At 40.5% G+C, this 26,327-nt stretch carries 27 protein-coding genes, 1 rRNA gene and 2 other annotated features; all 28 genes read left to right on the top strand.

What is annotated here, in order from left to right; all coding sequences use genetic code 11:
* A 5S ribosomal RNA gene (gene rrf, locus CYJ36_RS24990) occupies positions 1 to 73 on the top strand; the annotation flags it as partial.
* Between the two features lie 280 nt (positions 74 to 353).
* On the top strand, positions 354 to 515 hold the full coding sequence (locus CYJ36_RS24190) for a hypothetical protein (RefSeq protein ID WP_219621150.1): 162 nt from the start codon (positions 354 to 356) through the stop codon (positions 513 to 515).
* Positions 516 to 1,110: 595 nt separating this feature from the next.
* Entirely contained in the window at positions 1,111 to 1,770 is a 660-nt protein-coding gene (locus CYJ36_RS22145; protein WP_101569409.1) for an MgtC/SapB family protein, read from the top strand.
* Positions 1,771 to 1,896: 126 nt separating this feature from the next.
* The gene (locus tag CYJ36_RS22140) at positions 1,897 to 2,358 is read left to right on the top strand and encodes a CtsR family transcriptional regulator (protein WP_101569407.1); all 462 of its coding nucleotides are present in this window, start codon (positions 1,897 to 1,899) and stop codon (positions 2,356 to 2,358) included.
* A 16-nt stretch (positions 2,359 to 2,374) separates the two neighbouring features.
* Positions 2,375 to 2,920, top strand: coding sequence for a UvrB/UvrC motif-containing protein (locus CYJ36_RS22135; RefSeq protein WP_101569406.1), 546 nt, complete (start codon positions 2,375 to 2,377; stop codon positions 2,918 to 2,920).
* A 1-nt stretch (position 2,921) separates the two neighbouring features.
* Positions 2,922 to 4,013, top strand: coding sequence for a protein arginine kinase (locus tag CYJ36_RS22130; protein WP_101569405.1), 1,092 nt, complete (start codon positions 2,922 to 2,924; stop codon positions 4,011 to 4,013).
* On the top strand, positions 4,010 to 6,457 hold the full coding sequence (gene clpC / locus CYJ36_RS22125; RefSeq protein WP_101569404.1) for an ATP-dependent protease ATP-binding subunit ClpC: 2,448 nt from the start codon (positions 4,010 to 4,012) through the stop codon (positions 6,455 to 6,457). The genes CYJ36_RS22130 and clpC overlap by 4 nt, the downstream gene beginning before the upstream one ends.
* 127 nt (positions 6,458 to 6,584) lie before the next feature.
* The gene (radA, locus tag CYJ36_RS22120; RefSeq protein WP_101569403.1) at positions 6,585 to 7,967 is read left to right on the top strand and encodes a DNA repair protein RadA; all 1,383 of its coding nucleotides are present in this window, start codon (positions 6,585 to 6,587) and stop codon (positions 7,965 to 7,967) included.
* A gap of 4 nt (positions 7,968 to 7,971) precedes the next feature.
* Complete coding sequence (gene disA / locus CYJ36_RS22115) at positions 7,972 to 9,054, top strand: DNA integrity scanning diadenylate cyclase DisA (RefSeq protein WP_224768113.1); 1,083 nt, start codon at positions 7,972 to 7,974, stop codon at positions 9,052 to 9,054.
* 193 nt (positions 9,055 to 9,247) lie between these two features.
* Positions 9,248 to 10,348 carry a PIN/TRAM domain-containing protein gene (locus tag CYJ36_RS22110; RefSeq protein WP_101569402.1) on the top strand — a complete coding sequence of 367 codons (1,101 nt, stop codon included), beginning with the start codon at positions 9,248 to 9,250 and terminating at the stop codon, positions 10,346 to 10,348.
* Between the two features lie 12 nt (positions 10,349 to 10,360).
* On the top strand, positions 10,361 to 11,053 hold the full coding sequence (gene ispD, locus CYJ36_RS22105) for a 2-C-methyl-D-erythritol 4-phosphate cytidylyltransferase (protein ID WP_101569401.1): 693 nt from the start codon (positions 10,361 to 10,363) through the stop codon (positions 11,051 to 11,053).
* Positions 11,047 to 11,523, top strand: a complete 477-nt coding sequence (ispF, locus tag CYJ36_RS22100; RefSeq protein WP_101569400.1) for a 2-C-methyl-D-erythritol 2,4-cyclodiphosphate synthase — start codon at positions 11,047 to 11,049, stop codon at positions 11,521 to 11,523. Before ispD ends, ispF begins: the two co-directional genes overlap by 7 nt.
* A 77-nt stretch (positions 11,524 to 11,600) precedes the next feature.
* Positions 11,601 to 13,058, top strand: coding sequence for a glutamate--tRNA ligase (gene gltX / locus CYJ36_RS22095; RefSeq protein ID WP_101569399.1), 1,458 nt, complete (start codon positions 11,601 to 11,603; stop codon positions 13,056 to 13,058).
* A 39-nt stretch (positions 13,059 to 13,097) separates the two neighbouring features.
* Positions 13,098 to 13,342, top strand: a binding site (T-box leader).
* A gap of 64 nt (positions 13,343 to 13,406) precedes the next feature.
* On the top strand, positions 13,407 to 14,102 hold the full coding sequence (cysE, locus tag CYJ36_RS22090) for a serine O-acetyltransferase (RefSeq protein WP_101569398.1): 696 nt from the start codon (positions 13,407 to 13,409) through the stop codon (positions 14,100 to 14,102).
* Entirely contained in the window at positions 14,053 to 15,450 is a 1,398-nt protein-coding gene (gene cysS, locus CYJ36_RS22085; protein ID WP_101569397.1) for a cysteine--tRNA ligase, read from the top strand. Before cysE ends, cysS begins: the two co-directional genes overlap by 50 nt.
* A gap of 2 nt (positions 15,451 to 15,452) precedes the next feature.
* Positions 15,453 to 15,869 carry a Mini-ribonuclease 3 gene (locus tag CYJ36_RS22080; RefSeq protein WP_101569396.1) on the top strand — a complete coding sequence of 139 codons (417 nt, stop codon included), beginning with the start codon at positions 15,453 to 15,455 and terminating at the stop codon, positions 15,867 to 15,869.
* A 2-nt stretch (positions 15,870 to 15,871) separates the two neighbouring features.
* A complete protein-coding gene (gene rlmB / locus CYJ36_RS22075; RefSeq protein ID WP_101569395.1) occupies positions 15,872 to 16,615 on the top strand; it encodes a 23S rRNA (guanosine(2251)-2'-O)-methyltransferase RlmB in 744 nt (247 codons plus the stop codon).
* Positions 16,616 to 16,618: 3 nt separating this feature from the next.
* Positions 16,619 to 17,128 carry an NYN domain-containing protein gene (locus CYJ36_RS22070; protein ID WP_101569394.1) on the top strand — a complete coding sequence of 170 codons (510 nt, stop codon included), beginning with the start codon at positions 16,619 to 16,621 and terminating at the stop codon, positions 17,126 to 17,128.
* A gap of 67 nt (positions 17,129 to 17,195) precedes the next feature.
* On the top strand, positions 17,196 to 17,849 hold the full coding sequence (sigH, locus tag CYJ36_RS22065) for an RNA polymerase sporulation sigma factor SigH (RefSeq protein WP_101569393.1): 654 nt from the start codon (positions 17,196 to 17,198) through the stop codon (positions 17,847 to 17,849).
* Positions 17,850 to 18,012: 163 nt separating this feature from the next.
* Entirely contained in the window at positions 18,013 to 18,162 is a 150-nt protein-coding gene (gene rpmG / locus CYJ36_RS22060; RefSeq protein ID WP_083328099.1) for a 50S ribosomal protein L33, read from the top strand.
* A 63-nt stretch (positions 18,163 to 18,225) separates the two neighbouring features.
* Complete coding sequence (gene secE, locus CYJ36_RS22055) at positions 18,226 to 18,405, top strand: preprotein translocase subunit SecE (protein ID WP_101569392.1); 180 nt, start codon at positions 18,226 to 18,228, stop codon at positions 18,403 to 18,405.
* A 211-nt stretch (positions 18,406 to 18,616) separates the two neighbouring features.
* On the top strand, positions 18,617 to 19,150 hold the full coding sequence (gene nusG / locus CYJ36_RS22050; protein ID WP_101569391.1) for a transcription termination/antitermination protein NusG: 534 nt from the start codon (positions 18,617 to 18,619) through the stop codon (positions 19,148 to 19,150).
* Between the two features lie 172 nt (positions 19,151 to 19,322).
* Positions 19,323 to 19,748: a 50S ribosomal protein L11 gene (rplK, locus tag CYJ36_RS22045; protein WP_029282857.1), complete on the top strand. Its 426-nt coding sequence runs from the start codon at positions 19,323 to 19,325 to the stop codon at positions 19,746 to 19,748.
* Positions 19,749 to 19,850: 102 nt separating this feature from the next.
* On the top strand, positions 19,851 to 20,549 hold the full coding sequence (gene rplA, locus CYJ36_RS22040; RefSeq protein ID WP_101569389.1) for a 50S ribosomal protein L1: 699 nt from the start codon (positions 19,851 to 19,853) through the stop codon (positions 20,547 to 20,549).
* A 48-nt stretch (positions 20,550 to 20,597) separates the two neighbouring features.
* Positions 20,598 to 20,743, top strand: a sequence feature (ribosomal protein L10 leader region).
* 53 nt (positions 20,744 to 20,796) lie between these two features.
* Complete coding sequence (gene rplJ / locus CYJ36_RS22035) at positions 20,797 to 21,297, top strand: 50S ribosomal protein L10 (RefSeq protein WP_101569388.1); 501 nt, start codon at positions 20,797 to 20,799, stop codon at positions 21,295 to 21,297.
* A gap of 57 nt (positions 21,298 to 21,354) precedes the next feature.
* Positions 21,355 to 21,720 carry a 50S ribosomal protein L7/L12 gene (gene rplL, locus CYJ36_RS22030; RefSeq protein ID WP_101569387.1) on the top strand — a complete coding sequence of 122 codons (366 nt, stop codon included), beginning with the start codon at positions 21,355 to 21,357 and terminating at the stop codon, positions 21,718 to 21,720.
* A 127-nt stretch (positions 21,721 to 21,847) separates the two neighbouring features.
* The gene (locus tag CYJ36_RS22025; protein ID WP_101569386.1) at positions 21,848 to 22,453 is read left to right on the top strand and encodes a class I SAM-dependent methyltransferase; all 606 of its coding nucleotides are present in this window, start codon (positions 21,848 to 21,850) and stop codon (positions 22,451 to 22,453) included.
* A 258-nt stretch (positions 22,454 to 22,711) separates the two neighbouring features.
* The gene (rpoB, locus tag CYJ36_RS22020) at positions 22,712 to 26,293 is read left to right on the top strand and encodes a DNA-directed RNA polymerase subunit beta (RefSeq protein WP_101569385.1); all 3,582 of its coding nucleotides are present in this window, start codon (positions 22,712 to 22,714) and stop codon (positions 26,291 to 26,293) included.
* Positions 26,294 to 26,327 lie beyond the last annotated feature (34 nt).

Here is a 26,327-nt window from a genome sequence, read left to right as displayed (position 1 = left end):
ACACGGAAGTTAAGCTCTTTAGCGCCGATGGTAGTTGGGGGTTTCCCCCTGTGAGAGTAGGACGTTGCCAGGCACGCGAAGAAGAAGAACAGCAGAGATGCTGTTCTTTTTTGTATGGTCAAAACCCAAGAGGGTTTTAAAAAGATTAGCAGGAACGAAAGTCGACTTCCATCTTGAGGGTTGGGAGGAGCGAGCAGGTCGAGGAAGCAAGGGAGAGAAGACCGGAGCGTACGAATGTACGTGAGGATCTGAACGAGTGAAGCTGACGAAGAGATGCGAAGCTCATCGCAAGCCGACTGCCGAGCACGGAAGTTAAGCTCTTTAGCGCCGATGGTAGTTGGGGGTTTCCCCCTGTGAGAGTAGGACGTTGCCAGGCACGCGAAGAAGAAGGACAGCAGAAATGCTGTTCTTTTTTGTATGGAGAAAAGAGAAAAAATGGCCAAGTGCAGCTAGGGGATTGCAGTTGGACCTTTAAACAAAAGCAGTCCCTGAATTTCCTGGAAAAAGGCCATTAAAAGGTTTTACAGCAAGAATACCCAACTGCATCAATGGAAAAGCAACGATTGTAACTGGGATTTACATAAGTTATGGAAAAGTGCACAGAAAATCATGGTTATCGCACAGAAAATGCTGCTATCTGCACACAATTAATGGACTTCTGCACAGAAATTGCGGAATTAAATATTTCGAGCTGAATTTATTGAAGATAATTGGCTGGAAGGGCATAGATTAGGACTAAGCGGTCAAAAATTTGCCTTGAGCGGTCAGTAAATTAAGGCGTGCGGTCATAAATCAAAGTGAATAGGAAAGAAGTAAAGAAGTTCACCCTTCAGATCAAAACCTCATATACCCAACAAAACCGGGAAAAAATCAGCTATAGTCTTATGATTTTTTATCTGAAATTATGTCCCGCTTGTAAAGTGCTCAAAACCCCATTATTCCAATACAAAAGTTGTTCTAGACAATAAACTCCAAGTATCTCCCATCACCCTTCAAAAATCGTTCCATGCATTTCATGAAACATCAAATTATGCGTATATATAGATAACAGCTGAAAGCAGAGGTGGTGGTCTCTTGCATGTTCCATATTTAACTGATGAATTGGCAACGATGATGATCAGAATCTTAATTACAGCATTTCTTTGCGGTTTTATTGGATTTGAAAGAGAACTAAAAAAGCACCCTGCTGGCTTCCGGACTCATTTGTTAGTGGGAGTTGGAGCTTGTTTGATGATGCTGCTCTCATTGTATGGATTTGAAGATTATATGAGAGGGCATACGAACACTCAATTTGATCCATCGAGGATTCCTTCGTATGTGATCAGCGGAATCGGTTTTTTGGGGGCTGGAACCATACTTGTAAAAGATGCAACAGTACGAGGTTTGACGACTGCTGCCTCGATTTGGATTGTGGCTGGTCTTGGATTGATTATTGGGGTTGGCATGTATGAGCTGGCCATATTTACAACTGTTGTTGTTTTATTATGTCTTATTTTTTTGAATAAGTTTGAACGTTATATGGCTCAAAAGTTAAAGAAGCGATGGGTAAAGGTTGTGGTTCATTCTGGGGAAACAGAGATTCATGAGGTTATTGGAAGATTTGCAGAAATGCAGCTGATTGTCCGTAAAATGCAGCTGACTTCATCAAAAAAAGATAAAAAAGGCATAATTACTTTTCACTATTTGATTGAAATTGAAGCGTCTGCATTGAGTGTGGAGGAGCTGACGAATTTAATTACAGAGGTAAAAGAAGTGGAAAAAATTGTTTAGTGACGTTTTAGCACTTCTAAATATGGAAATATATAAATTGAAGCCTTTAAGTTGAAAAAAAACCAACTTCGTTTTATATTAGTGTTAAAGTCAAATATAGTCAAAGTCAAGTTAGGGGGAGGCGGAGTGCGGAATATCTCGGATATTATTGAACAATATTTAAAGCAGGTTCTTACTACAAGCGGCAAAGAAATTGTAGAAATAAAAAGAAGCGAAATTGCTGATAAGTTTCAATGTGTTCCCTCACAGATAAATTATGTGATAAATACACGTTTTACGATCGAAAGAGGGTATATAGTAGAGAGCAAGAGAGGCGGCGGAGGCTACATTCGAATAATAAAAGTTAAAGCGAATGATGCTGCACATCTTATTGATCAGATATTAGGTATTATTGATAGACGAATTTCACAAGCTTCCGCTGAGGATCTCATTATAAGGCTGGTAAATGAAGAAGTGATTTCAAGGCGTGAAGCAAAGATTATGCTTAGTGTTATCGATCGATCTGTCTTATATATTGACCTTCCGCAAAGAGACGAACTAAGAGCCAGGATGATAAAAGCCATGCTCACTTCTCTGAAATACCGTTGAAAGCAGGTGAACAGACTTGATTTGCCAAGAATGCAATGAAAGACCGGCAACGTTTCATTTTACGAAAGTTGTAAACGGCGAAAAAACAGAAATTCATATTTGCGAACATTGCGCACATGAAAATAGTTCGATGTTCATTGACAATAGTACAGGTTTTTCAATAAACAACTTATTAGCAGGCTTATTGAATTTGGAGCCAAGCATTAATAAAACGCAGCAAGATATTTTTAAGAAAAATGAAGTCTTGCAATGCAGCAGATGCCAAATGACATTTCAGCAGTTTACAAAGGTAGGACGTTTTGGCTGTTCTGAGTGTTATAAGACATTTAACAAGCAGATCAACCCTATTTTAAGAAGAGTGCATAGCGGCAACACCGTTCATGCGGGAAAAATTCCTGAACGAATTGGCGGTAGCATTCACGTCCGCAAACGAATAGAGTTATTAAAACAGAACATAAAAGATTTGATACAGGAAGAAGAGTTTGAAAAAGCTGCCGAGATAAGAGATGAGATTCGTTCGCTTGAACTGAAATTAAATAGTTCTAGAGGAGGGGAATCCTGATATGTCGCTTCAGCAATTTATCAATCAGGCGATGAGTGCCTGGATGAGTACAGAAGGTCCCGATTCTGACATTGTTCTAAGCAGCCGGGTCAGACTTGCAAGAAATATTGAGAAATATAAATTTCCTACGATTGCTTCGAATGAAGAATCGCAAGAAATATTAAATCTTTTCGAAGAAACATTTGCTGATCAGTTGATAAATGAGATCGGAAAACTTGAAATGCTGAGGATGGATGATCTTCAGCCGATTCAAAAACGCGTTCTGGTTGAAAAGCATTTAATCAGTCCGAATTTAGCGGAAGATTCTTCTTTTGGAGGATGTTTATTGTCCGAAAATGAAGAGGTCAGCATCATGCTGAATGAAGAGGATCATATTAGGATTCAATGCTTGTATCCTGGTCTCCAGCTGAAAGAGGCATTAAGTGCAGCAAGTGAATTGGATGATTGGATGGAGCATGCTGTAGATTATGCTTTTGATGAGCAGAGGGGATACTTAACAAGCTGCCCGACTAATGTTGGAACAGGCTTAAGAGCTTCAGTTATGATGCATCTGCCTGCACTCGTCCTTACTCAGCAGATGAACCGGATTATTCCGGCAATTAATCAATTAGGTCTGGTTGTTAGAGGAATTTACGGGGAAGGCAGCGAAGCATTAGGTAATATCTTTCAGATTTCAAATCAAATTACTTTAGGGAAGTCTGAAGAGGATATTGTAGAAGATTTGCTGAGTGTCGTCCAGCAGCTGATTGAAAAGGAACGTTCTGCACGGGAAGCCTTATATAAAACGTCGCAGGTTCAGCTCGAAGATCGCGTATTCAGATCACTGGGCACTCTGACATACAGCCGCATTATTGAATCAAAAGAAGCTGCAAGATGTTTATCAGATGTCAGGCTGGGAATAGATTTAGATATTATAAAAGATATTTCCAGAAACATATTAAATGAGTTAATGATTTTAACACAGCCTGGTTTTCTTCAGCAATATGCAGGCGGTGCATTAAGACCGGATGAACGAGACATTCGGAGAGCTGCTTTAATAAGAGAAAGATTAAACCTGGAAATGGTCAGAAGGATGGAGGATGATGAAGTATGATGTTTGGAAGATTCACTGAGCGAGCTCAAAAGGTTCTGGCATTGGCACAAGAGGAAGCGGTTCGACTGGGCCATAATAATATAGGTACGGAGCATATTCTGCTTGGTCTTGTCCGTGAAGGAGAAGGGATTGCTGCAAAAGCCCTGACTGCGCTTGGACTTGGTTCTGATAAAATCCAAAAAGAAGTTGAAAGTTTAATTGGCAGAGGACAAGAAATCTCTCAAACGATTCACTATACTCCTCGCGCGAAAAAAGTAATCGAGCTTTCAATGGATGAAGCGAGAAAGCTAGGACATTCATACGTTGGGACAGAACATATCCTTCTGGGTCTTATTCGTGAAGGAGAAGGTGTCGCAGCTAGAGTTCTTAATAATCTTGGTGTCAGCTTAAATAAAGCACGCCAGCAAGTCCTTCAGCTATTAGGAAGCAACGAATCAGGATCGGGTCATCAAAGCGGTTCGATGAATAGCGCGAATACACCGACCCTGGATAGTCTTGCGCGCGATTTGACTGCCATTGCACGTGAAGGCAGCTTAGACCCTGTTATTGGCCGAAGCAAAGAGATTCAGAGGGTCATTGAGGTCCTTAGCCGCAGAACGAAAAACAATCCTGTATTAATCGGTGAGCCTGGGGTAGGTAAAACTGCAATCGCAGAAGGATTGGCTCAGCAAATTGTCAATAACGAAGTTCCTGAAATTCTTCGTGACAAGCGAGTAATGACACTCGATATGGGTACGGTTGTTGCAGGTACGAAATACCGCGGAGAATTTGAAGATCGTCTGAAAAAGGTGATGGATGAAATTCGCCAGGCTGGCAATATCATTTTATTCATAGATGAATTGCATACATTGATTGGAGCAGGCGGCGCTGAAGGTGCGATTGATGCTTCTAATATTCTTAAGCCGTCATTAGCAAGAGGTGAATTGCAGTGTATCGGTGCAACAACTCTTGATGAGTATCGTAAATATATTGAGAAAGATGCTGCATTGGAACGTCGCTTCCAGCCTATCCAGGTTGATGAGCCGACAGCTGAAGAAAGCATTCAAATTTTAAAAGGTCTTCGCGACCGATATGAGGCACATCACAGAGTATCGATTACGGACGAAGCGATCGATGCTGCTGTTAAACTTTCAGATCGTTATATTTCAGATCGATTCCTGCCGGATAAAGCAATCGATTTGATTGATGAGGCGGGTTCGAAAGTACGCTTGCGTTCCTTTACAACTCCTCCGAACTTAAAAGAGCTTGAAATGAAGCTTGAAGAAGTGCGGAAAGAGAAAGACGCATCTGTTCAAAGCCAGGAGTTTGAAAAAGCGGCTTCCCTGCGTGATACAGAGCAGCGCCTGCGCGAACAGCTCGAAGAAACAAAGAAAACATGGAAAGAAAAGCAAGGTCAGGAAAACTCTGAAGTAACGGTTGAGGATATTGCAATGGTTGTCGCCAGCTGGACGGGAATCCCTGTATCAAGACTTGCCCAAAAAGAAACGGATAAGCTTCTTAATATGGAGCAAATTCTTCATAACCGCGTCATTGGCCAGGATGAAGCTGTTGTAGCAGTAGCAAAAGCAGTCCGCCGTGCCAGAGCGGGACTTAAAGATCCAAAACGTCCTATCGGTTCATTTGTATTTTTAGGACCTACTGGGGTTGGTAAAACAGAGCTTGCACGTGCACTTGCTGAATCTATTTTCGGTGACGAAGATGCAATGATCCGCATCGATATGTCTGAATATATGGAGAAGCATTCGACATCAAGATTAGTCGGTTCACCTCCAGGATATGTCGGTTATGAAGAAGGAGGGCAGCTGACTGAGAAAGTCCGCAGAAAGCCTTATTCAGTTGTTCTTCTTGATGAGATTGAGAAAGCACACCCTGATGTCTTTAACATTCTGCTTCAAGTTTTAGAAGATGGCCGTTTAACGGATTCTAAAGGCAGAACAGTTGATTTCAGGAATACGATTTTAATCATGACATCCAATGTAGGCGCAAGCGAACTTAAACGCAATAAATACGTTGGCTTCAATGTACAGGATGAAGCTCAGGATTATAAAGATATGAAGGGCAAAGTGATGAATGAATTGAAAAAGGCATTCAGACCTGAGTTCTTAAACCGTATCGATGAAATCATCGTGTTCCATTCACTCGAGAAGAAGCATATTAAAGAGATCGTGACGTTAATGGCAGACCAATTAATGAAACGTCTAGCCGAACAGGATCTTGTGCTTGAATTGACAGATGCAGCTCAGGATAAAATAGCAGACGAAGGATTTGATCCTGAATATGGAGCACGGCCGCTTAGAAGGGCCATCCAAAAACATGTAGAAGACAGATTGTCCGAAGAGCTGCTGAGAGGAACAATTGAGAAAGGTCAAAAAGTTGTTCTTGATGTTACAGACGGTGAATTCGTAGTGAAAAACTCTGAAGCAGAGGCTGAAAAAATAAAATAACCATCTGAGACGAAACAAACATGAGGCATACACGATATACGTATGCCTCGATTTCGTTTCTCCAGCACATCAAATATAACCATCTCTTATCTAAAATAGGTAATCTAGTAAGGAAGGACCGAACATAATGGCAAAGACAAAATCGAAATTCATGTGTCAAACATGCGGATATGAATCTCCAAAGTGGATGGGGAAATGTCCAGGGTGCGGCGCGTGGAATACGATGACAGAGGAAATTGTGAAAACAGGCACTGCCAATAGAAGAGTTGCTTTCGCTCACTCAGCTCCCGGTCAAACCGCAAATAAACCTTCACCCATTACGAACATTGAAACTACCCAAGAACCGCGAATAAAAACAAATTTACAGGAATTTAACCGTGTCCTTGGAAACGGGATTGTAAGAGGTTCACTTGTTTTAATTGGAGGAGATCCCGGCATAGGAAAATCAACACTTCTTCTTCAAGTATCTTCACAGCTTGCTGATAACGGAAACGATGTCTTGTATATTTCAGGAGAAGAATCTGTAAAGCAGACGAAAATGAGAGCTGACAGACTTGGCGTAAAGTCGGATAAGCTTTTTGTTCTTGCAGAAACAGATCTTGAATTTATTTCAAAAGCAATCGAAGAGACAAATCCTGCATTTGTGATTGTGGACTCGATTCAAACAGTCTTTCAAAGTGATATTACATCAGCACCAGGCAGCGTATCACAGGTCAGGGAATGTACAGCAGAGCTGATGAGAATTGCGAAGACGAAAGGAATTGCCATCTTCATTGTTGGACATGTCACGAAAGAGGGTTCGATTGCCGGACCTAGAATTCTTGAGCACATGGTAGATACAGTTCTTTATTTTGAAGGGGAACGACACCATACGTATCGGATTTTAAGAGCAGTAAAAAATCGTTTTGGCTCTACAAACGAAATGGGTATTTTTGAAATGAAAGAAAGCGGCCTTGAGGAAGTGCTGAACCCATCTGAGATATTTCTTGAAGAACGTTCAAAAGGTGCTGCAGGATCAACTGTTGTTGCCTCTATGGAAGGAACAAGACCGGTGCTCGTCGAAATACAAGCGTTAATCTCTCCTACGAGTTTCGGAAATCCGAGAAGAATGGCCACAGGCATTGACCATAATCGGGTGCCTCTTCTCATGGCTGTATTGGAAAAAAGAGTTGGCTTGCTGCTTCAAAACCAAGATGCGTATCTAAAAGTTGCAGGCGGAGTAAAACTGGATGAGCCTGCAATTGATTTAGCGATAGCGGTCAGTATTGCCTCAAGCTTTAAAGATGTTCCTTCAAAAGCAACGGATATCATTATAGGTGAAGTCGGATTAACTGGAGAAGTCAGACGCGTTTCAAGAATTGAACAGCGTGTGATGGAAGCTGCAAAGCTGGGGTTCAAGCGGGCGATCGTTCCAGAGGCCAATATTGGGGGATGGACAGTTCCGGGAGATATAGAGGTCGTTGGGGTGAAAAATGTCTCAGAAGCCCTGCAGAAAACATTAGGGGGGTAGGACAATGATTGACAAAGAAAAAAAAACCCATGAAAAAAGCATGAAAGAGATTTTACAATTTATTGCTCCGGGAACACCTCTCAGAGCGGGCATCGAAAATGTATTGCGCGCAAAAACCGGCGGCCTGATTGTTGTCGGGTTCAGCGATAAAGTGAAAGAACTTGTAGATGGAGGCTTTTACATAAACTCTGCCTTTTCCCCTGCCCATCTGTATGAACTGGCGAAAATGGATGGGGCCATTATTTTAAGTGATTCCGGGAATAAAATACTATATGCCAATGCACAGCTTGTTCCAAATGCTTTTATCGGCTCCATCGAAACGGGAATGAGACACCGGACTGCTGAGAGAGTTGCGAAACAGACAGGAAATCTTGTCGTAGCCATTTCCCAGAGAAGAAATGTCATCACCCTTTATTACGGAGAGCTGCGATATGCGTTAAGAGATATCGGAGTGATACTGACGAAAGCAAATCAGGCGATTCAGACGCTTGAAAAGTACCGGACCGTGCTTGATCAGTCAATTATAAATTTAGGAGCTCTTGAATTTGAAGAGCTTGTTACATTTGATGAACTGCTTCAGGTTATTCACCGGATTGAAATGGTGCTCCGAATTAAAAACGAGATTCTGAATTATATAAATGAACTTGGTACGGAAGGGCATCTGATTCGATTGCAGCTGAATGAATTATTATCTGATATTGAAGAAGAAGCAGCCCTTGTTATCAAAGATTACTGTTTTGATAAAACACTTGATCCAAAACTTGTGCTCGACCAATTTCAGGTTCTGACTAATACAGAGCTGCTGGATGACATGGTATTGCTGAGATTATTGGGATACTCCGCACATTTTACCAATCTTGAAGATTTAGTCATGCCCCGCGGTTACCGGATTTTGAAAAAAATCCCCCGTTTGCCGCCTGTCATAATTGAAAATTTAGTGAACAAATTCTCAAATTTGAAACTTATTACGCGTGCAACCGTAGAACAACTAGATGAAGTGGATGGCATCGGCGAGGTTCGGGCTAAGAAAATAAAAGAAGGTTTGCGGAGGCTTCAGGACCAATTGCTGATTGATCGTCAAATATAACGAACTTTTTATGAAACTTTTGAATTAAACGTTTTAATCTCCCGAATTTAGGTTATATTAATCTTGTTTTTCCTTTTTAGGAAAAGATATAATCTGCTAAAACATTTCATTCTGTTTACAGCTTTAGAATTTCATATCTTCTGCGTTTTAATTGAATTAAAGTGATTATAATAGATAAAAAGGAGGTGAAGGTATGTTAAAGCGGATCGTGCAGATCTTTTTCCTGTTTCTTGGAGGAACTTTAGGCATTTTCTTTATGCCGGAGCTAATGAGATTGTTGAATTTACAGGACATACCTTTTATTAATACACCATATACATTAGCCATTTTAGGAGCGATATTATTTTATATAGCAACATTTTGGCTTGTCGATTATGTGGTTAATTGGGTGAAGCTGCTGGAGGAATCACTTGTAAAGGCACCTGTGACGGATGTTCTGTTTGGAAGTTTAGGATTGATTGTCGGACTTATAATTGCCTTTCTTATTGTAAATGTTATCCCTTTTAAAGACATCCAATATCAAGTGTTCAGTACGATTATTCCAATTTTTCTTACGCTCTTGCTTGGATATCTTGGTTTTCAAGTTGGATTTAAGCGAAAAGATGAACTGATCAATCTTTTCTCTATCTCGGGAAAAATTGGCAAGAAAAAAGGGACTGGCGAAGAAGAGCCTGAAGTAGAAGACAAAAAGCTTAAGATTTTGGATACGAGTGTTATTATTGACGGCAGAATTGCAGATATTTGCCAAACTGGATTTTTAGAGGGCACAATAGTCATTCCTCAATTTGTTCTGGAAGAGCTTCAGCATATAGCGGATTCTTCTGATGCGCTAAAACGAAATCGGGGACGAAGAGGACTTGATATCTTAAATCGCATCCAAAAGGAGCTTTCGATTAAAGTAGAGATATACGAAGGTGATTTTGAAGAGATTCAGGAAGTTGACAGTAAGCTTGTTAAACTTGCAAAGCTTACGTCAGGTGTTGTTGTGACAAATGATTTTAACTTAAATAAAGTCTGTGAACTGCAGGGAGTTGCAGTTTTAAATATCAATGACTTAGCAAACGCTGTTAAGCCGGTTGTATTGCCTGGGGAAGAAATGAAAGTACAAGTCATTAAAGATGGAAAAGAACATAATCAGGGAGTCGCGTATTTAGACGATGGCACAATGATTGTTGTTGAAGATGGACGAGACTATATTGGCAAGCATATTGATGTGATTGTCACGAGTGTGCTGCAGACATCAGCCGGACGAATGATCTTTGCTAAACCCAAGCTGCTGGAAAAAGCGTTATAGGGGAGTAAACGGATGAAGTACGAAGTGGTCATTCCTGCTGCAGGGCAAGGGAAGAGAATGAATGCAGGCAAAAACAAACAGTTTATTGAATTGAATGGAATCCCTGTAATTGTTCATACATTAAAAGTTTTTGAGAATGATTCTGATTGCATGGGTATTCTTTTAGTCGTGAATCCAAGTGAAAAAGAAATGTTCACGGAAATGGCTGACCGTTTTAGCATCAGTAAGATTAGAGCAATGATCAGCGGGGGTAATGAAAGGCAGCACAGTGTATATAATGGACTTAAAGCTGCTTCATCTGAAATTGTTCTTGTTCATGATGGTGCAAGACCTTTTGTCAATAAAAGGATGATCACAGAACTTGTTTCAGCAGCTTTCCATGATGGCGCTGCAACCGTTGCAGTCCCTGTGAAGGATACGATAAAACGTGTTCTGGACAATGAAGTGATTGAAACAGTTGAACGTTCTAGCTTGTGGGCCGTGCAGACCCCACAAGCTTTTCGTCTTTTTGATATTCTTGCTGCTCATAAGGAAGCGGAACTGTCACATTTCTTAGGAACGGATGATGCAAGTTTAATTGAAAGAAGCGGCAGTAAAGTACGTGTTATCGAGGGAGATTATACGAATATTAAACTCACAACCCCAGATGATTTGCTGTTGGCAAAAGCGATATTAGAAAGTGAAAGAGGGGAAAAAGAATGCTAAGAATCGGACAAGGGTTTGATGTTCATCAGCTGACAGAAGGCCGTCCTCTTATTATTGGAGGGATCGAAATACCCTATGAAAAAGGCTTGCTTGGCCATTCAGATGCAGATGTTTTGCTGCATACAGTGGCTGATGCTTGCTTAGGTGCAATTGCAGCAGGTGATATTGGCAAGCATTTTCCGGATACAGATCCGGAATTTAAAGACGCAGACTCTGCTAAATTGCTGCAGCATGTATGGCAGCTCGTAAAGGACAAGGGATATGCACTCGGCAATATTGACTGCACGATTATCGCACAAAAGCCGAAAATGGCACCGTATATCGATCAAATGAGAGAAAGAATTGCTGATTTGCTTGAAGCTGATATTAGTCAGGTAAATGTAAAAGCAACAACTACCGAACAGCTAGGTTTTGCGGGCAGAGGAGAGGGAATCGCTTCACAGGCGACAGTTCTTATTCAGAAAAAATAATCTTGATCGGTGTTTTGAACAGATTGGTTTTAATGATAAAATGAAACAGATGTTAAAAGATTATCGGAGGTATAACAATGACAAATGAAGTAAGAGTGCGATACGCTCCTAGTCCGACTGGACATTTACATATCGGGAATGCCCGAACAGCTCTTTTTAATTATTTATATGCGAGAAATACAGGCGGAAAATTCATTATCCGTATTGAAGATACAGATAAAAAGAGAAACATTGAAGGCGGCGAAGAAAGCCAGCTGAGGTATTTAAAATGGCTCGGGATTGACTGGGATGAAGGCGTAGATGTCGGCGGAGAATATGGTCCGTACAGACAATCAGAGCGAAATGATTTATATAAAAAACATTACGACGAACTGCTTGCAAACGGGAAAGCTTATAAGTGCTATTGTACGGAAGAAGAGCTTGAACAAGAGCGTGAAGAGCAAAGTGCGAGAGGCGAGACACCTCAATATTCAGGGAAATGTGCTCATTTAACACCGGAAGAGCAGCAAAAACGCGCGGAAGAAGGAAGAAAGCCAAGCATCCGTTTCCGTGTTCCTAAGGGAGAAGTCATCACGTTTAAGGATATCGTTAAAGATGAAATCTCATTTGAAACAGATGGCATCGGTGACTTTGTTATTGTGAAAAAAGACGGAACACCAACTTATAACTTCGCAGTAGCGGTCGATGATTATTTGATGAAAATGACTCATGTCCTTCGCGGAGAAGATCATATCTCAAATACACCGAAGCAAATTATGATCTTTCATGCGTTTGGCTGGAAAGCACCTATTTTTGGCCACATGACATTGATCGTAAATGAAAATCGCAAAAAATTAAGCAAGCGTGATGAATCAATTATTCAATTTATTGAACAATATAAAGAATTGGGTTATTTGCCGCAGGCACTTTTTAACTTTATCGGAATGCTTGGGTGGTCTCCAGTCGGGGAGGAAGAAATTTTCAGCAAAGAGCAATTCATTGAAATTTTCGATCCTGCCCGTCTATCGAAATCACCGGCTGTATTTGATTCCCAGAAATTAATGTGGCTGAATAATCAATATATAAAACAGCTTGAATTAGATGAGCTTGTTGACATTACCCTTCCTCATCTTGTGAAGGCGGGAAAAGTGTCAGAAGCTGCTTCAGCTGATGAAATCGAGTGGGCAAGCAAATTAATTGGTCTTCATCAAGAGAAAATAAGCTACGGTGCAGAAATTGTTGAACTGACAGAACTGTTCTTCAAAAAAGAAATTACGTATAACCGTGAAGCTCGAAGCGTACTTGATGAGGAACAAGTTCCAGATGTGCTGGGAGCACTTGCAGAGGAAATTGAGAAGCTCGATTCCTTTACAGCCGACCATATTAAGGCAGCTATAAAAGCGGTGCAAAAGGCGACTGGACATAAAGGGAAAAACTTGTTTATGCCTATCCGTGTTGCAGCAACAGGGCAAACTCATGGGCCAGATCTTCCCCAGGCCATTGAGCTATTAGGAAAAGAAACCATTTTAACCCGATTAAAAAGCGAGAACAGTTAACTTTTCTCTGAAAATGTAATATAGTATGATTAATAACATGAAAACACGTTGAAAAGGAGAAGTAGAGAATCCATTTCCTTATTAGAGAGAACCTCCATTGGCTGAGAGAGGTTTATGCGAAATCATTCTCGAAATGCACCTTTGAGTCTTTTATTGAACCATCAGCAAGCCTGATTGCAGTAAATAAAAGCGGATGCTCACCGTTACACGAGCCTAAAGTTGAAGCAAGCATCTAACCATCTTGCTTAAACAGAGTGGAACCGCGCATCAAAAGCGTCTCTGTCTATTAGGCAGAGGCGCTTTTTTAGATTTTTTAAACCATTTCAGGGGAAGTTTGGGGGGAATAGAATGTTCAAAATGCTAAAGGAAGATATCGAGATTGTTTTCGAACAGGATCCAGCTGCAAGATCTTATTTAGAAGTGATACTTACTTATTCCGGGCTTCATGCAATTTGGGCGCACCGGCTGGCACACGCCTTTTTTAAACGGAATCTGTTCTTCATAGCCAGAGTGATCTCACAGGTGAGCCGTTTTTTCACGGGAATTGAAATTCATCCAGGAGCAAAGATTGGCCGCCGCTTTTTTATAGACCATGGGATGGGTGTTGTCATTGGAGAGACGTGTGAAATTGGAAATAACGTAACGGTTTTCCAGGGAGTAACGTTGGGCGGAACCGGGAAAGAAAAAGGAAAGAGACATCCGACAATTCTAGACAATGCTTTGATTGCTACGGGTGCAAAAGTACTGGGATCCATTACAGTTGGGGCGTACTCTAAAATTGGTGCAGGCTCTGTTGTCCTTCGTGATGTGCCTGATCATTCGACTGTTGTTGGAATACCGGGCAAGGTCGTTATCCAAAATGGGAAAAGAATCAAAAATGATCTAGATCACTGCAATCTTCCTGATCCAGTCGCTGACAGATTTAAAGAGCTGGAAGCAGAAATGCTGCATTTAAGACAAGAGCTGCTACAACTGAAAGAAGGGAAGAGTCAAGATGACCATCAAGTTATACAATACGCTAACGAGACAAAAAGAAGTTTTTAAGCCTCTTGAAGAGGGCAAGGTTAAAATGTATGTGTGCGGACCTACCGTTTATAACTATATTCATATAGGAAATGCCCGTCCTGCAATTGTGTATGATACTGTCCGTAAATATTTAGAGTACAGAGGGTATGACGTGACATTTGTATCTAATTTCACAGATGTAGATGACAAGCTGATTAAGGCTGCGAATGAACTTGGAGAAGATGTGCAGACGATTGCCGATCGTTTTATTGAAGCCTATTTTGAGGATGTAACAGCACTTGGCTGCGACCGGGCAAATGCACATCCGCGTGTAACAGAAAGCATGGATATTATTATTGACTTCATTAATGCTTTAATAGAAAAAGGGTTTGCTTATGAAGCAGATGGAGATGTCTATTATCGAACAAGAGCTTTTAAAGACTACGGCAAACTGTCTCATCAATCAATTGATGAATTACGTATAGGTGCGAGAATTGATGCAGGCGAGAAGAAGCAGGATTCACTTGACTTTGCTTTGTGGAAGGCAGCAAAGGAAGGCGAAATTTTCTGGGAAAGTCCATGGGGCAAAGGAAGACCGGGCTGGCATATTGAGTGCTCTGCAATGGTCCATGACCACTTTGGCGACACAATTGATATTCATGCAGGCGGACAGGATTTAACATTCCCTCATCATGAAAATGAAATTGCACAATCTGAGGCGTTAACTGAAAAACCATTTGCTAACTACTGGATGCATAATGGGTATATTAATATTAACAACGAGAAAATGTCTAAGTCTCTGGGCAACTTTGTTCTAGTTCATGACATACTGAAGGAGCATGATGCACAAGTTCTAAGAATGTTCATGCTGTCCGTTCATTATCGTCATCCGATTAACTACTCAGTTGATTTGCTTGAGAGCACAAAAAATGCATTAGACCGCCTGCGTACCTCGTATGCAAATCTTCTGCACCGCATCGGAAGCAGCACAGAATTAACAGATGACAATGAGAAATGGCTGAACAATGTGTCTGAACAGAGAACGGTTTTTACAGAAGCGATGGATGATGATTTTAATACAGCAAATGCTATTTCAGTCATGTTTGAATTATCAAAGCAAGCGAACTATTATTTGCAGGAAAAAAATACATCAAAAGAAGTGATAGAAGCATTTTTAGCTGCATTTGATGAATTGGGAGCAGTGCTTGGCCTGCAGTTTGGAAAAAAGGAACTGCTTGATGCAGAAATTGAAGAATTGATTGAGCAGCGTATTCAAGCAAGAAAAGACCGCAACTTTCAGCTTTCCGACCAAATTCGTGATCAGCTGAAGGAATTGAACATTATTCTGGAAGATACTCCGCAAGGCACGAGATGGAAAAGAGGGTAAGCATGCTTCACTTAGAAGATATCCCAAATCCTAAACAGGTGAACAGCCTGGCACTTGCATATATAGGCGACGCCATATATGAGGTTTATGTCAGGCATCATCTTTTATCTAAAGGAAATGTCCGTCCGAATCAGCTTCATAAATTAGCAACAAAGTACGTTTCAGCGAAGGCCCAGTCAACCGTGCTTCACGAATTGTCAAAAATGGAGTTCTTTTCTGAAGAAGAAATGGCTATTATCCGCAGAGGTCGCAATGCAAAGTCAGGAACTGTTCCAAAGAATACAGATGTTCAAACCTACCGCTATAGTACTGCATTTGAAGCATTAATCGGTTATCTCCATCTTGAAAAAAATGCAGATCGTCTAGCAGAAATCATTCAAACATCATTTGAATTGATTCAGAACGAAGGGAGGAAATAGGCATGTCAGAAGAATATATTATTGGCCGCAATACCGTGATTGAAGCACTTAAATCAACTAGAAATGTATATAAAATATTCATGGCGGAAAACTCCGTTAAGGGACAAGCTCAGCAAATCACCGTTCTTGCAAAAGAAAAAGGGGTGACCATTCAAACCGTTCCAAAAAAGAAAATTGATCAAATGGTCGAAGGGAATCATCAAGGCGTCGTCGCTCAGGTCGCAGCATACGAATATGCAGAGGTTGATGATATTCTGAAAGCAGCTGAAGATAAAAACGAAGCTCCGTTTATCCTGCTTTTAGATGAAATTGAAGATCCTCATAACTTAGGCTCTATTATGAGAACGGCAGATGCCGTAGGTGCCCATGGCATCATAATTCCGAAAAGAAGAGCAGTAGGATTGACGGCTGCGGTTGCAAAATCATCTACTGGCGCAATTGAATATATACCTGTAGCAAGAGTGACAAATATGGCAAGAGCGATTGAGGAATTAAAAGAGCGGGGAGTTTGGATTGTCGGTACAGATGCCAAAGGTTCAGACGACTATCGTTCAATGGATGGCAAGATGCCGCTTGGCCTTGTCATAGGCAGTGAAGGAAAAGGAATAGGAAGACTAATTAAAGAAAAATGTGATTTTCTGGTCAACTTGCCGATGGCTGGCCAGGTCACTTCTCTCAATGCATCAGTCGCAGCAAGTTTACTGATGTATGAGGTGTATCGAAAGCGTCATCCATTAGGAGAATAATATATGGATATCCTTCTGGTTGACGGATATAACATCATCGGTGCATGGGCGAATCTTCAATCATTGAAAAAAGAGAATCTCTCAGAAGCAAGAGATTTGCTTATTCAAAAAATGGCAGAATATCAAGCTTACACCGGATTTCGGGTAATTGTTGTTTTCGATGCCCACCAAGTAAAGGGCATCGAAAAGAAACAGAAAAACCATCGAGTGGAAGTCATCTATACCAGAGAAAATGAAACAGCGGATGAACGCATTGAAAAACTTGCAATTTCCCTCAGCAATATTAAAACACAGATACATGTCGCAACTTCCGATTTTACTGAGCAATGGGCGATTTTTGGCCAGGGAGCTCTAAGAAAATCGGCAAGAGAACTTTTAAATGAAGTCGAAGCGATTGAAAAGAGAATACAAAAAAGAGTAGAGAAAATAAAAGTTAATAGTCCTCAATCAAAGATTCCGATAGCAGATGACGTGCTGGAAATGTTTGAAAAATGGCGACGGGGCGATTTATAGACTGTTGACGCTTGCAAAAATCATACTGTATAATATTTCTATCTATTGTGCGGTCGGGGGGATCGGCATGAACATACATTTCACGGGTAAACTCAGCAAGGAAGATTTTCATGCTTTGGAGGATGAACAGGTCGTTGAACTTGTTCATAACGGAGACAGCGATGCTCTTGATTATTTAATTACAAAATACCGTAATTTTGTGAGAGCTAAAGCACGATCCTATTTTTTGATAGGGGCTGACAGAGAAGATATTATTCAAGAAGGTATGATAGGTTTGTATAAAGCCATCCGTGATTTCAAGGAGGACAAGCTTACTTCATTCAAAGCTTTTGCAGAATTATGCATCACTCGCCAAATCATTACCGCAATTAAAACCGCAACCCGTCAAAAACATATTCCTCTTAACTCTTATGTTTCACTGGACAAGCCTATTTACGATGAAGAATCAGACCGAACGCTAATGGATGTCATTTCTGGGACAAAAGTCATGGACCCTGAAGAATTAATTATTAATCAAGAAGAATTTGATGATATAGAAGTAAAGATGGGAGAGCTGTTGAGTGACTTGGAACGTAAAGTGCTCGTGCTCTATCTTGACGGCAGATCCTATCAGGAGATTTCTGAGGAGCTGAACCGCCACGTCAAATCAATAGATAATGCCCTTCAGCGGGTGAAACGCAAGCTCGAAAGATACCTTGAGCTTCGGGAAATCAGTATGTAAAACATTGAAGCACACAACCGTCAAGAATACTGCAACCAGTCTTTTTTCTTAAAATAGCAATCTTTGTGAAAATAGCCGAAACATACCAGGCATGATTGACGAAGGGACATGCGTGTGTTACATTTTTATAGAAAAAATGCAAGATTAGCGGAAGGTGCCCAAAATGCGTAAGAAAGTTACAATGGCTTGCACGGACTGTGGAAGCAGAAACTACACAACAATGAAAAACACGTCAAGCTCCGAAGAGCGTTTAGAATTCAAGAAATTTTGTAAAGCTTGTAACGCACATACGGACCACCGTGAAACAAAGTAGTATTCATCTCATGATTCTTTATTTCTTTGACAGGCTTTCTGAATTCTCTTGGAGGTAATGTAAATGCAGCGTATTGTTGATTTTTTTAAAAATGTATCCCGCGAAATGAAAAAGGTAAGCTGGCCTAAAGGCAAAGAGCTGACTCGCTATACCATCACGGTTATCGCTACTGTCGCATTTGCTGTCGTCTTTTTTGCCATCGTTGATCTCGGTATATCATCATTAATTCGTCTTGTACCTTAAAAAATAAAACTTCAATTGCAAATTTCGTTTTATTTTTGAATAATAGATAATAAATCGTGCTATAATAGAGAATATTATATTTCCCAAAAAACCCGTTCGACGGGTTTTTTCATTGTCTTTTTAATATAAATTAAATAGTCAAAGATCAAAAGCGTCAAAACAAATATAAGACCCAAATGCAGGGAGGGAAGGACAAGTCGTCCTATTAAAAATGGAGAAAAATTGGTATGTAGTCCACACTTATTCCGGATATGAGAATAAAGTGAAGGCGAATCTTGAAAAGCGCGTAGAATCAATGGGCATGCAAGATAAAATCTTCCGTGTAATTGTTCCGGAAGAAGAAGAAACAGATTATAAAAATGGCAAAAAGAAAGTCACAAAAAAGAAAGTATTCCCAGGGTACGTGCTCGTAGAAATCGTAATGACAGATGATTCCTGGTACGTCGTCCGGAATACTCCTGGAGTAACAGGATTCGTAGGTTCTGCAGGATCCGGATCGAAGCCGACTGCGCTGCTGCCTGAGGAAGTTGTAACAATCCTTAAACATATGGGAATGGAAGAAAAGAGAGTTGAACTGGATTTCGACTTAAAAGAGACTGTAAAAGTCATAGATGGACCATTTGCAAACTTCACAGGTTCCATTGAAGAGATTGATAAAGATAAAAGCAAAGTTAAGGTGCTGGTTAACATGTTTGGCCGTGAAACACCTGTTGAGCTTGAATTTTCTCAAGTTGATAAATTATAAGAAAAAAACTTGAATTCACAAAAGAAAAGTGATAATATTTCATAAGTCAGTATGTCTCGCTTTGCGGGACAAAAAACTTGATTAAATTTCTATCATTCATATAAAGAATGAACGACATGAGTGGGAGGGTATTACCCTATTACCACATCACGGACTTAAGGAGGTGTGTCTCGTGGCTAAAAAAGTAATTAAAATGGTTAAATTGCAAATTCCTGCTGGGAAAGCGAATCCAGCGCCGCCGGTTGGTCCTGCATTAGGTCAAGCTGGTGTTAACATCATGGGATTCTGTAAGGAGTTTAACGCTCGTACAGCTGATCAGGCTGGACTTATCATTCCTGTTGAAATTACGGTATTTGAAGACCGTTCATTTACATTTATTACAAAAACTCCGCCTGCAGCAGTATTGCTTAAAAAAGCAGCTGGAATCGAGTCAGGTTCTGGTGAACCTAACCGTAATAAAGTAGCAACAGTTAAGCGTGATAAAGTACGTGAAATCGCTGAAACAAAAATGCCTGACTTAAATGCAGCTAATGTTGAATCAGCTATGCGTATGGTTGAAGGTACTGCACGCAGCATGGGTATCGTCATCGAAGACTAATTGTTGTTTTTGTTTTAGGGGTTGCGAGTTTGCTTTTAACAAGTTCGCAACCTTTATTCGTGGGAGGTTATTCCGCTAAAACCACTAAGGAGGAAAATTATTATGGCTAAAAGAGGTAAAAAGTACGTAGAAGCTGCTAAATTAGTAGACCGTACTCAAGCTTACGGAGTTCAAGAAGCAATTGAACTTGTAAAGAAAACAAACACAGCTAAATTTGATGCAACAGTTGAAGTTGCATTCCGTTTAGGCGTTGATCCACGTAAAAACGATCAGCAAATCCGCGGAGCAGTTGTTCTTCCAAACGGAACGGGCAAAACTCAACGCGTTTTAGTATTTGCTAAGGGTGAAAAAGCGAAAGAAGCAGAAGCTGCTGGAGCTGACTTTGTAGGCGATGCTGACTATATCAATAAAATCCAACAAGGATGGTTTGAATTCGATGTAATCGTTGCTACTCCTGACATGATGGGTGAAGTTGGTAAACTTGGCCGCGTACTTGGACCTAAAGGCTTAATGCCAAACCCTAAAACTGGAACAGTTTCTTTTGACGTTGATAAAGCAGTTAAAGAAATCAAAGCTGGTAAAGTTGAATACCGTGTTGACAAAGCTGGAAATATCCACGTGCCAATCGGTAAAGTATCTTTTGAAGACAGCAAACTAGTTGAAAACTTCACTACTATCTTCGAAACGTTATTAAAAGCTAAACCTGCAGCTGCTAAAGGCACATACATGAAGAACATTGCTGTTGCTTCTACAATGGGACCTGGCGTTAAAGTTGATTCATCAAGTTTCGGCGTTAAATAATAGTTGACTTAAGAGTCAGCTTTATATATAATCAAAATGTTGTTTAACAAAATAACTTCATTTATACCATAGACAGTAGGTGCTTTTAAAAGCTTAATTTCCTGCCGAGGTGTATATATGTGAACTAAAATTATTAGATCGCTTGTATATATACTGCCTCCATGTCTGACGTGGAGGCATTTCTTGTTTTAAGAGAAACACCGATCGGTATAAGTGTGGAACTTTGATTCTTACAGGAGGTGTATCAATGAGCAGCGCTATCGAAACAAAAAAATCCATCGTAGATGACATTACTGCTAAATTTCGTGACAGCAAAACAACAATCGTTGTTGACTACCGCGGTTTAACAGTAGCTGAAGTAACTGAACTTCGTAAAACTCTTCGTGATGCTGGCATCGAGTTCAAAGTTTACAAAAACACAATGACTCGCCGTGCAGTAGAAAATGTTGAACTTACTGGTCTTAATGACGCCCTAACAGGTCCAAATGCGATTGCATTCAGTAATGAAGACGTAGTTGCTCCTGCTAAAATTCTTAACGATTTTGCTAAAAAGCATGAAGCGTTAGAAATCAAAGCAGGTGTAATCGAAGGAAACATCGCAACAGTAGAACAAATTAAAGCTCTTGCTGATCTTCCGTCACGTGAAGGCTTACTTTCAATGTTGCTTAGCGTACTTCAAGCTCCAATTCGCAATCTTGCACTTGCTGCTAAAGCAGTTGCAGATCAAAAAGAAGAGCAAGGCGCTTAATCTGTTTGACCCGTACCAAAACAAAAAACTAATAGGTTTATAAGGAGGAAATATACAATGACTAAAGAACAAATCATTGAAGCAGTTAAAGAAATGACTGTTTTAGAATTAAACGACTTAGTTAAAGCAATCGAAGAAGAATTTGGCGTAACTGCAGCTGCTCCTGTAGCAATGGCTGGTGGCGCTGCTGGCGGCGAAGCTGCTGCTGAGCAAACTGAATTTGATGTAGTACTTGCTGGTGCAGGCGCTCAAAAAATCAAAGTAATCAAAGTGGTTCGTGAAATCACTGGTCTTGGCTTGAAAGAAGCTAAAGAACTAGTTGACAACACTCCTAAAGCTGTTAAAGAAGGAATCGCTAAAGAAGAAGCTGAAGAAATCAAAGCTAAACTTGAAGAAGTTGGCGCTTCTGTAGAAGTTAAGTAATTCCAAAAAAGACAAAGCTCGCTTAATTTATATAGCGAGCTTTTTTTCTCGTTATGGTTTGATTGACTTAAAGATGTATAAAAAATAGCATGATTTGCTATACTCCTTTAACATGGAGGGAAAAAAGATGACAAATCATTATTACTCACAGCAGCCAGAGGCTGAAAGTGACCGTAAATCATGGACGTTTACTTTAAGAGGGAATTCCTTTCATTTTCAAAGTGATCGCGGCGTTTTTTCGAAAAATGAAGTTGATTTTGGATCGAGGCTGCTAGTTGAAACGTTTAGTTTGCCTAACATCAAAGGAGACTTGCTGGATGTTGGCTGCGGATACGGACCGATTGGGATATCGCTAGCTAAAGAATACAAAAATCTCACGATTGATATGATTGATATTAACGAGAGAGCTGTTGAACTTGCTGCATTAAATGCAGAAGCAAATGGTGTGAAAAACGTTCGTATTATCGCAAGCAATCTTTTTGAAAATGTTGATCCTTTAAAAAAGTATGCGGCTATTTTAACCAATCCTCCAATCAGGGCCGGCAAGAAAGTGGTTCATGAAATCTTTGTAAAAAGCTTTGAATCTCTTGCACCAGGCGGTGAATTATGGGTTGTCATTCAGAAAAAACAAGGTGCCCCTTCGGCAATTGCCAAGCTGAATGAGATGTTTAAAGAAGTTGATACAGTTAAAAAGGATAAAGGCTACTTTATTATTAGAGCAGAAAAAGATTGACTCGTTTTTTTTGCTATGTTAATATTATAAAATGCCAATATATATATTCCATAAGTCTCTATTTTTTGCGGAAAATGTATAAATTTAGAACAGATGGAAAAACTTATAAAATCAATAGTCCGTTTTACAAAAGTGGTTTTCTAATTTATAGAGACCTTTTTATTTTTGTTTTCTCCTTGTGTGTGTATTGGTAGTTAATAGAGTGATTTCGAATACATATTACAAGTCATATTACGCTTGATTTGAGGGGTGAAGCAGTTGACAGGTCAACTAGTTCAGTATGGACGACACCGCCAACGCAGAAGTTATGCACGTATTAGTGAAGTGTTAGAATTACCAAATCTTATTGAGATTCAAACCTCTTCCTATCAGTGGTTTCTTGATGAGGGTCTTAGAGAGATGTTCCAGGATATTTCTCCTATCGAAGACTTCACTGGTAACCTCTCGCTGGAATTTATTGATTATAGTTTAGGTGATCCTAAATATTCAGTAGAGGAATCTAAAGAGCGTGACGTTACCTATTCTGCACCGCTTCGTGTGAAGGTGCGTTTAATTAACAAGGAAACTGGTGAAGTAAAAGATCAGGATGTATTCATGGGTGATTTCCCATTGATGACTGAAACAGGTACATTTGTGATTAATGGCGCTGAGCGCGTTATCGTATCACAGCTTGTACGTTCACCAAGCGTTTATTACAGCGGTAAAGTCGATAAAAATGGTAAAAAAGGTTTTACTGCAACTGTCATTCCAAACCGTGGTGCTTGGTTAGAGTACGAAACAGATGCTAAAGATGTCGCGTATGTGCGCATTGATCGCACTCGGAAATTACCGGTAACGGTTCTTTTGCGCGCACTAGGGTTTGGCTCTGATCAAGAAATCACCGATTTATTCGGTGAAAATGAATATTTGCGCAATACGCTGGATAAGGACAACACGGAAAGCACAGAGAAAGCTCTTCTTGAAATCTATGAGCGCCTGCGCCCGGGTGAGCCGCCTACAGTAGATAATGCAAAAAGCTTGCTGGATTCAAGATTCTTTGATCCAAAGCGCTACGATCTTGCAAGTGTAGGACGCTACAAGATCAACAAAAAGCTTCATATTAAAAATCGTCTCTTTAATCAGCGTCTTGCTGAAACATTAGTAGACCCAGAAACTGGCGAAATTATTGCTGAAAAAGATACATTAATTGATAGACGTACACTTGACCGAATCATTCCTAATTTAGAGAGTGGAGTAGGCTTCAGAAAAATTACGCCTTCTGGCGGAGTTGTTGAAGAAGATGTTACGCTTCAATCAATTAAAATCTATGCACCTATTGATGTAGAGGGTGAAAAAGTAATTAACGTAATCAGCAACGCTTATGTTGAAGAAAACGTTAAAAATATCACACCTGCTGATATCCTATCTTCAATCAGTTATTTCTTTAACCTATTGCATGGAGTAGGAGACACTGATGATATCGATCACTTAGGAAATCGCCGTCTTCGCTCTGTTGGCGAACTACTTCAAAATCAATTCAGAATTGGTCTTTCCCGTATGGAACGTGTTGTACGCGAAAGAATGTCGATTCAAGATACAAATACGATTACACCTCAGCAGCTGATCAATATTCGTCCTGTTATTGCGTCGATTAAAGAGTTCTTCGGAAGTTCTCAGTTGTCACAGTTCATGGATCAAACGAACCCGCTTGCTGAATTGACTCATAAACGCCGTCTATCTGCACTTGGACCTGGTGGTTTAACACGTGAACGTGCTGGATTCGAAGTGCGTGACGTTCATTACTCTCACTATGGCCGCATGTGTCCGATTGAAACACCTGAGGGACCAAACATTGGTTTGATTAACTCACTTTCTTCTTATGCTAAAGTCAATCGCTTTGGTTTCATTGAAACTCCGTATCGACGCGTAGATCCTGAAACAGGGAAAGTAACGTCCCGCATCGATTACTTAACAGCAGATGAAGAGGATAATTACGTAGTTGCTCAAGCAAACGCTCGTTTAGCAGATGATGGTTCATTCCTTGATGAGGATATCGTTTCCCGTTTCCGCGGTGAAAACACAGTTATGTCCCGTGACAGAATGGATTACATGGATGTATCACCTAAACAAGTAGTTTCTGCTGCAACAGCTTGTATTCCTTTCTTGGAAAATGATGACTCCAACCGTGCGCTTATGGGCGCGAACATGCAGCGTCAAGCTGTTCCGCTTATGAACCCAGAATCACCGATTGTGGGTACAGGAATGGAGTATGTGTCAGGTAAAGACTCAGGAGCTGCAGTAATCTGCAAATTCCCTGGTGTCGTTGAAAAAGTAGAAGCTAAAAACATCTGGGTACGACGTTACGAAGATGTAGATGGCGTTAAAACTAAAGGTAACTTAGATAAATACAGCCTTTTAAAATTCATTCGTTCTAACCAAGGAACTTGCTACAACCAGCGCCCAATCGTAAGTGTAGGCGATGAAGTAGTTAAAGGTGAAATCCTTGCTGATGGACCTTCAATGGAAAAAGGTGAATTGGCACTTGGACGCAACGTTATGGTTGCATTCATGACATGGGATGGCTACAACTATGAGGATGCCATCATCATGAGTCAGCGTCTTGTGAAAGATGATGTCTACACTTCTATTCACATTGAAGAATATGAATCAGAATCACGTGATACAAAGCTTGGGCCTGAAGAAATCACACGCGATATCCCGAATGTTGGAGAAGATGCACTTCGCAACTTAGACGATCGTGGTATTATCCGTGTTGGTGCTGAAGTAAAAGACGGAGATTTGCTTGTTGGTAAAGTTACGCCTAAAGGGGTAACTGAACTTACAGCTGAAGAACGCCTTCTTCATGCAATCTTTGGTGAAAAAGCGAGAGAAGTGCGTGATACTTCACTTCGTGTTCCACACGGAGGCGGCGGTATCGTACTTGATGTTAAAGTTTTCAACCGTGAAGACGGCGACGAACTTCCACCGGGCGTTAACCAGTTAGTCCGTGCATATATCGTTCAGAAGCGTAAAATCTCTGAAGGAGATAAAATGGCTGGACGCCATGGTAACAAAGGTGTTATCTCAAGAATTCTTCCTGAAGAAGATATGCCGTATTTGCCAGATGGAACTCCAGTAGATATCATGTTAAATCCACTTGGTGTACCATCTCGTATGAATATCGGACAGGTGCTTGAACTGCATCTTGGAATGGCAGCACGCAAACTCGGTTTACACGTTGCTTCTCCAGTATTTGATGGAGCCCGCGAGGAAGATGTGTGGTCAACTCTAGAAGAAGCTGGCATGGCACGCGATGCTAAAACAGTCCTTTATGATGGCCGTTCAGGCGAACCGTTTGATAACCGTGTTTCTGTAGGGATTATGTATATGATTAAACTTGCTCACATGGTTGATGATAAATTGCATGCTCGTTCAACAGGTCCTTATTCACTTGTTACGCAGCAGCCACTTGGCGGTAAAGCCCAGTTCGGCGGACAGCGTTTTGGAGAAATGGAAGTATGGGCGCTTGAAGCGTATGGCGCAGCTTATACTCTTCAAGAGATCCTCACAGTTAAATCTGATGATGTTGTTGGACGTGTAAAAACGTACGAAGCGATCGTTAAAGGTGAAAATGTTCCAGAACCTGGTGTTCCAGAATCATTTAAAGTTTTAATTAAAGAACTTCAAAGTTTAGGCATGGATGTCAAGATTCTCTCAGGCGATGAAAAAGAAATCGAAATGAGAGATATGGAAGATGATGAAGAAGGACAGCAGTCAGAAGGCTTATCCTTGAATGATCAGCCGGATGATCTTTCATCAGCAGCCATGGAAAAAGAAAAAGACGCAGTTACTAAAGAATAGTAAGCAATAAGGGTAAAACCTGAAGACGAAAAGG

The sequence above is a fragment of the Bacillus sp. UMB0893 genome (assembly GCF_002858905.1).
Classification (GTDB): domain Bacteria; phylum Bacillota; class Bacilli; order Bacillales; family Bacillaceae; genus Bacillus_P.
The sequence above is the reverse complement of the archived record's forward strand: the minus strand, read 5'-3'. Positions and strand labels throughout refer to the sequence as shown.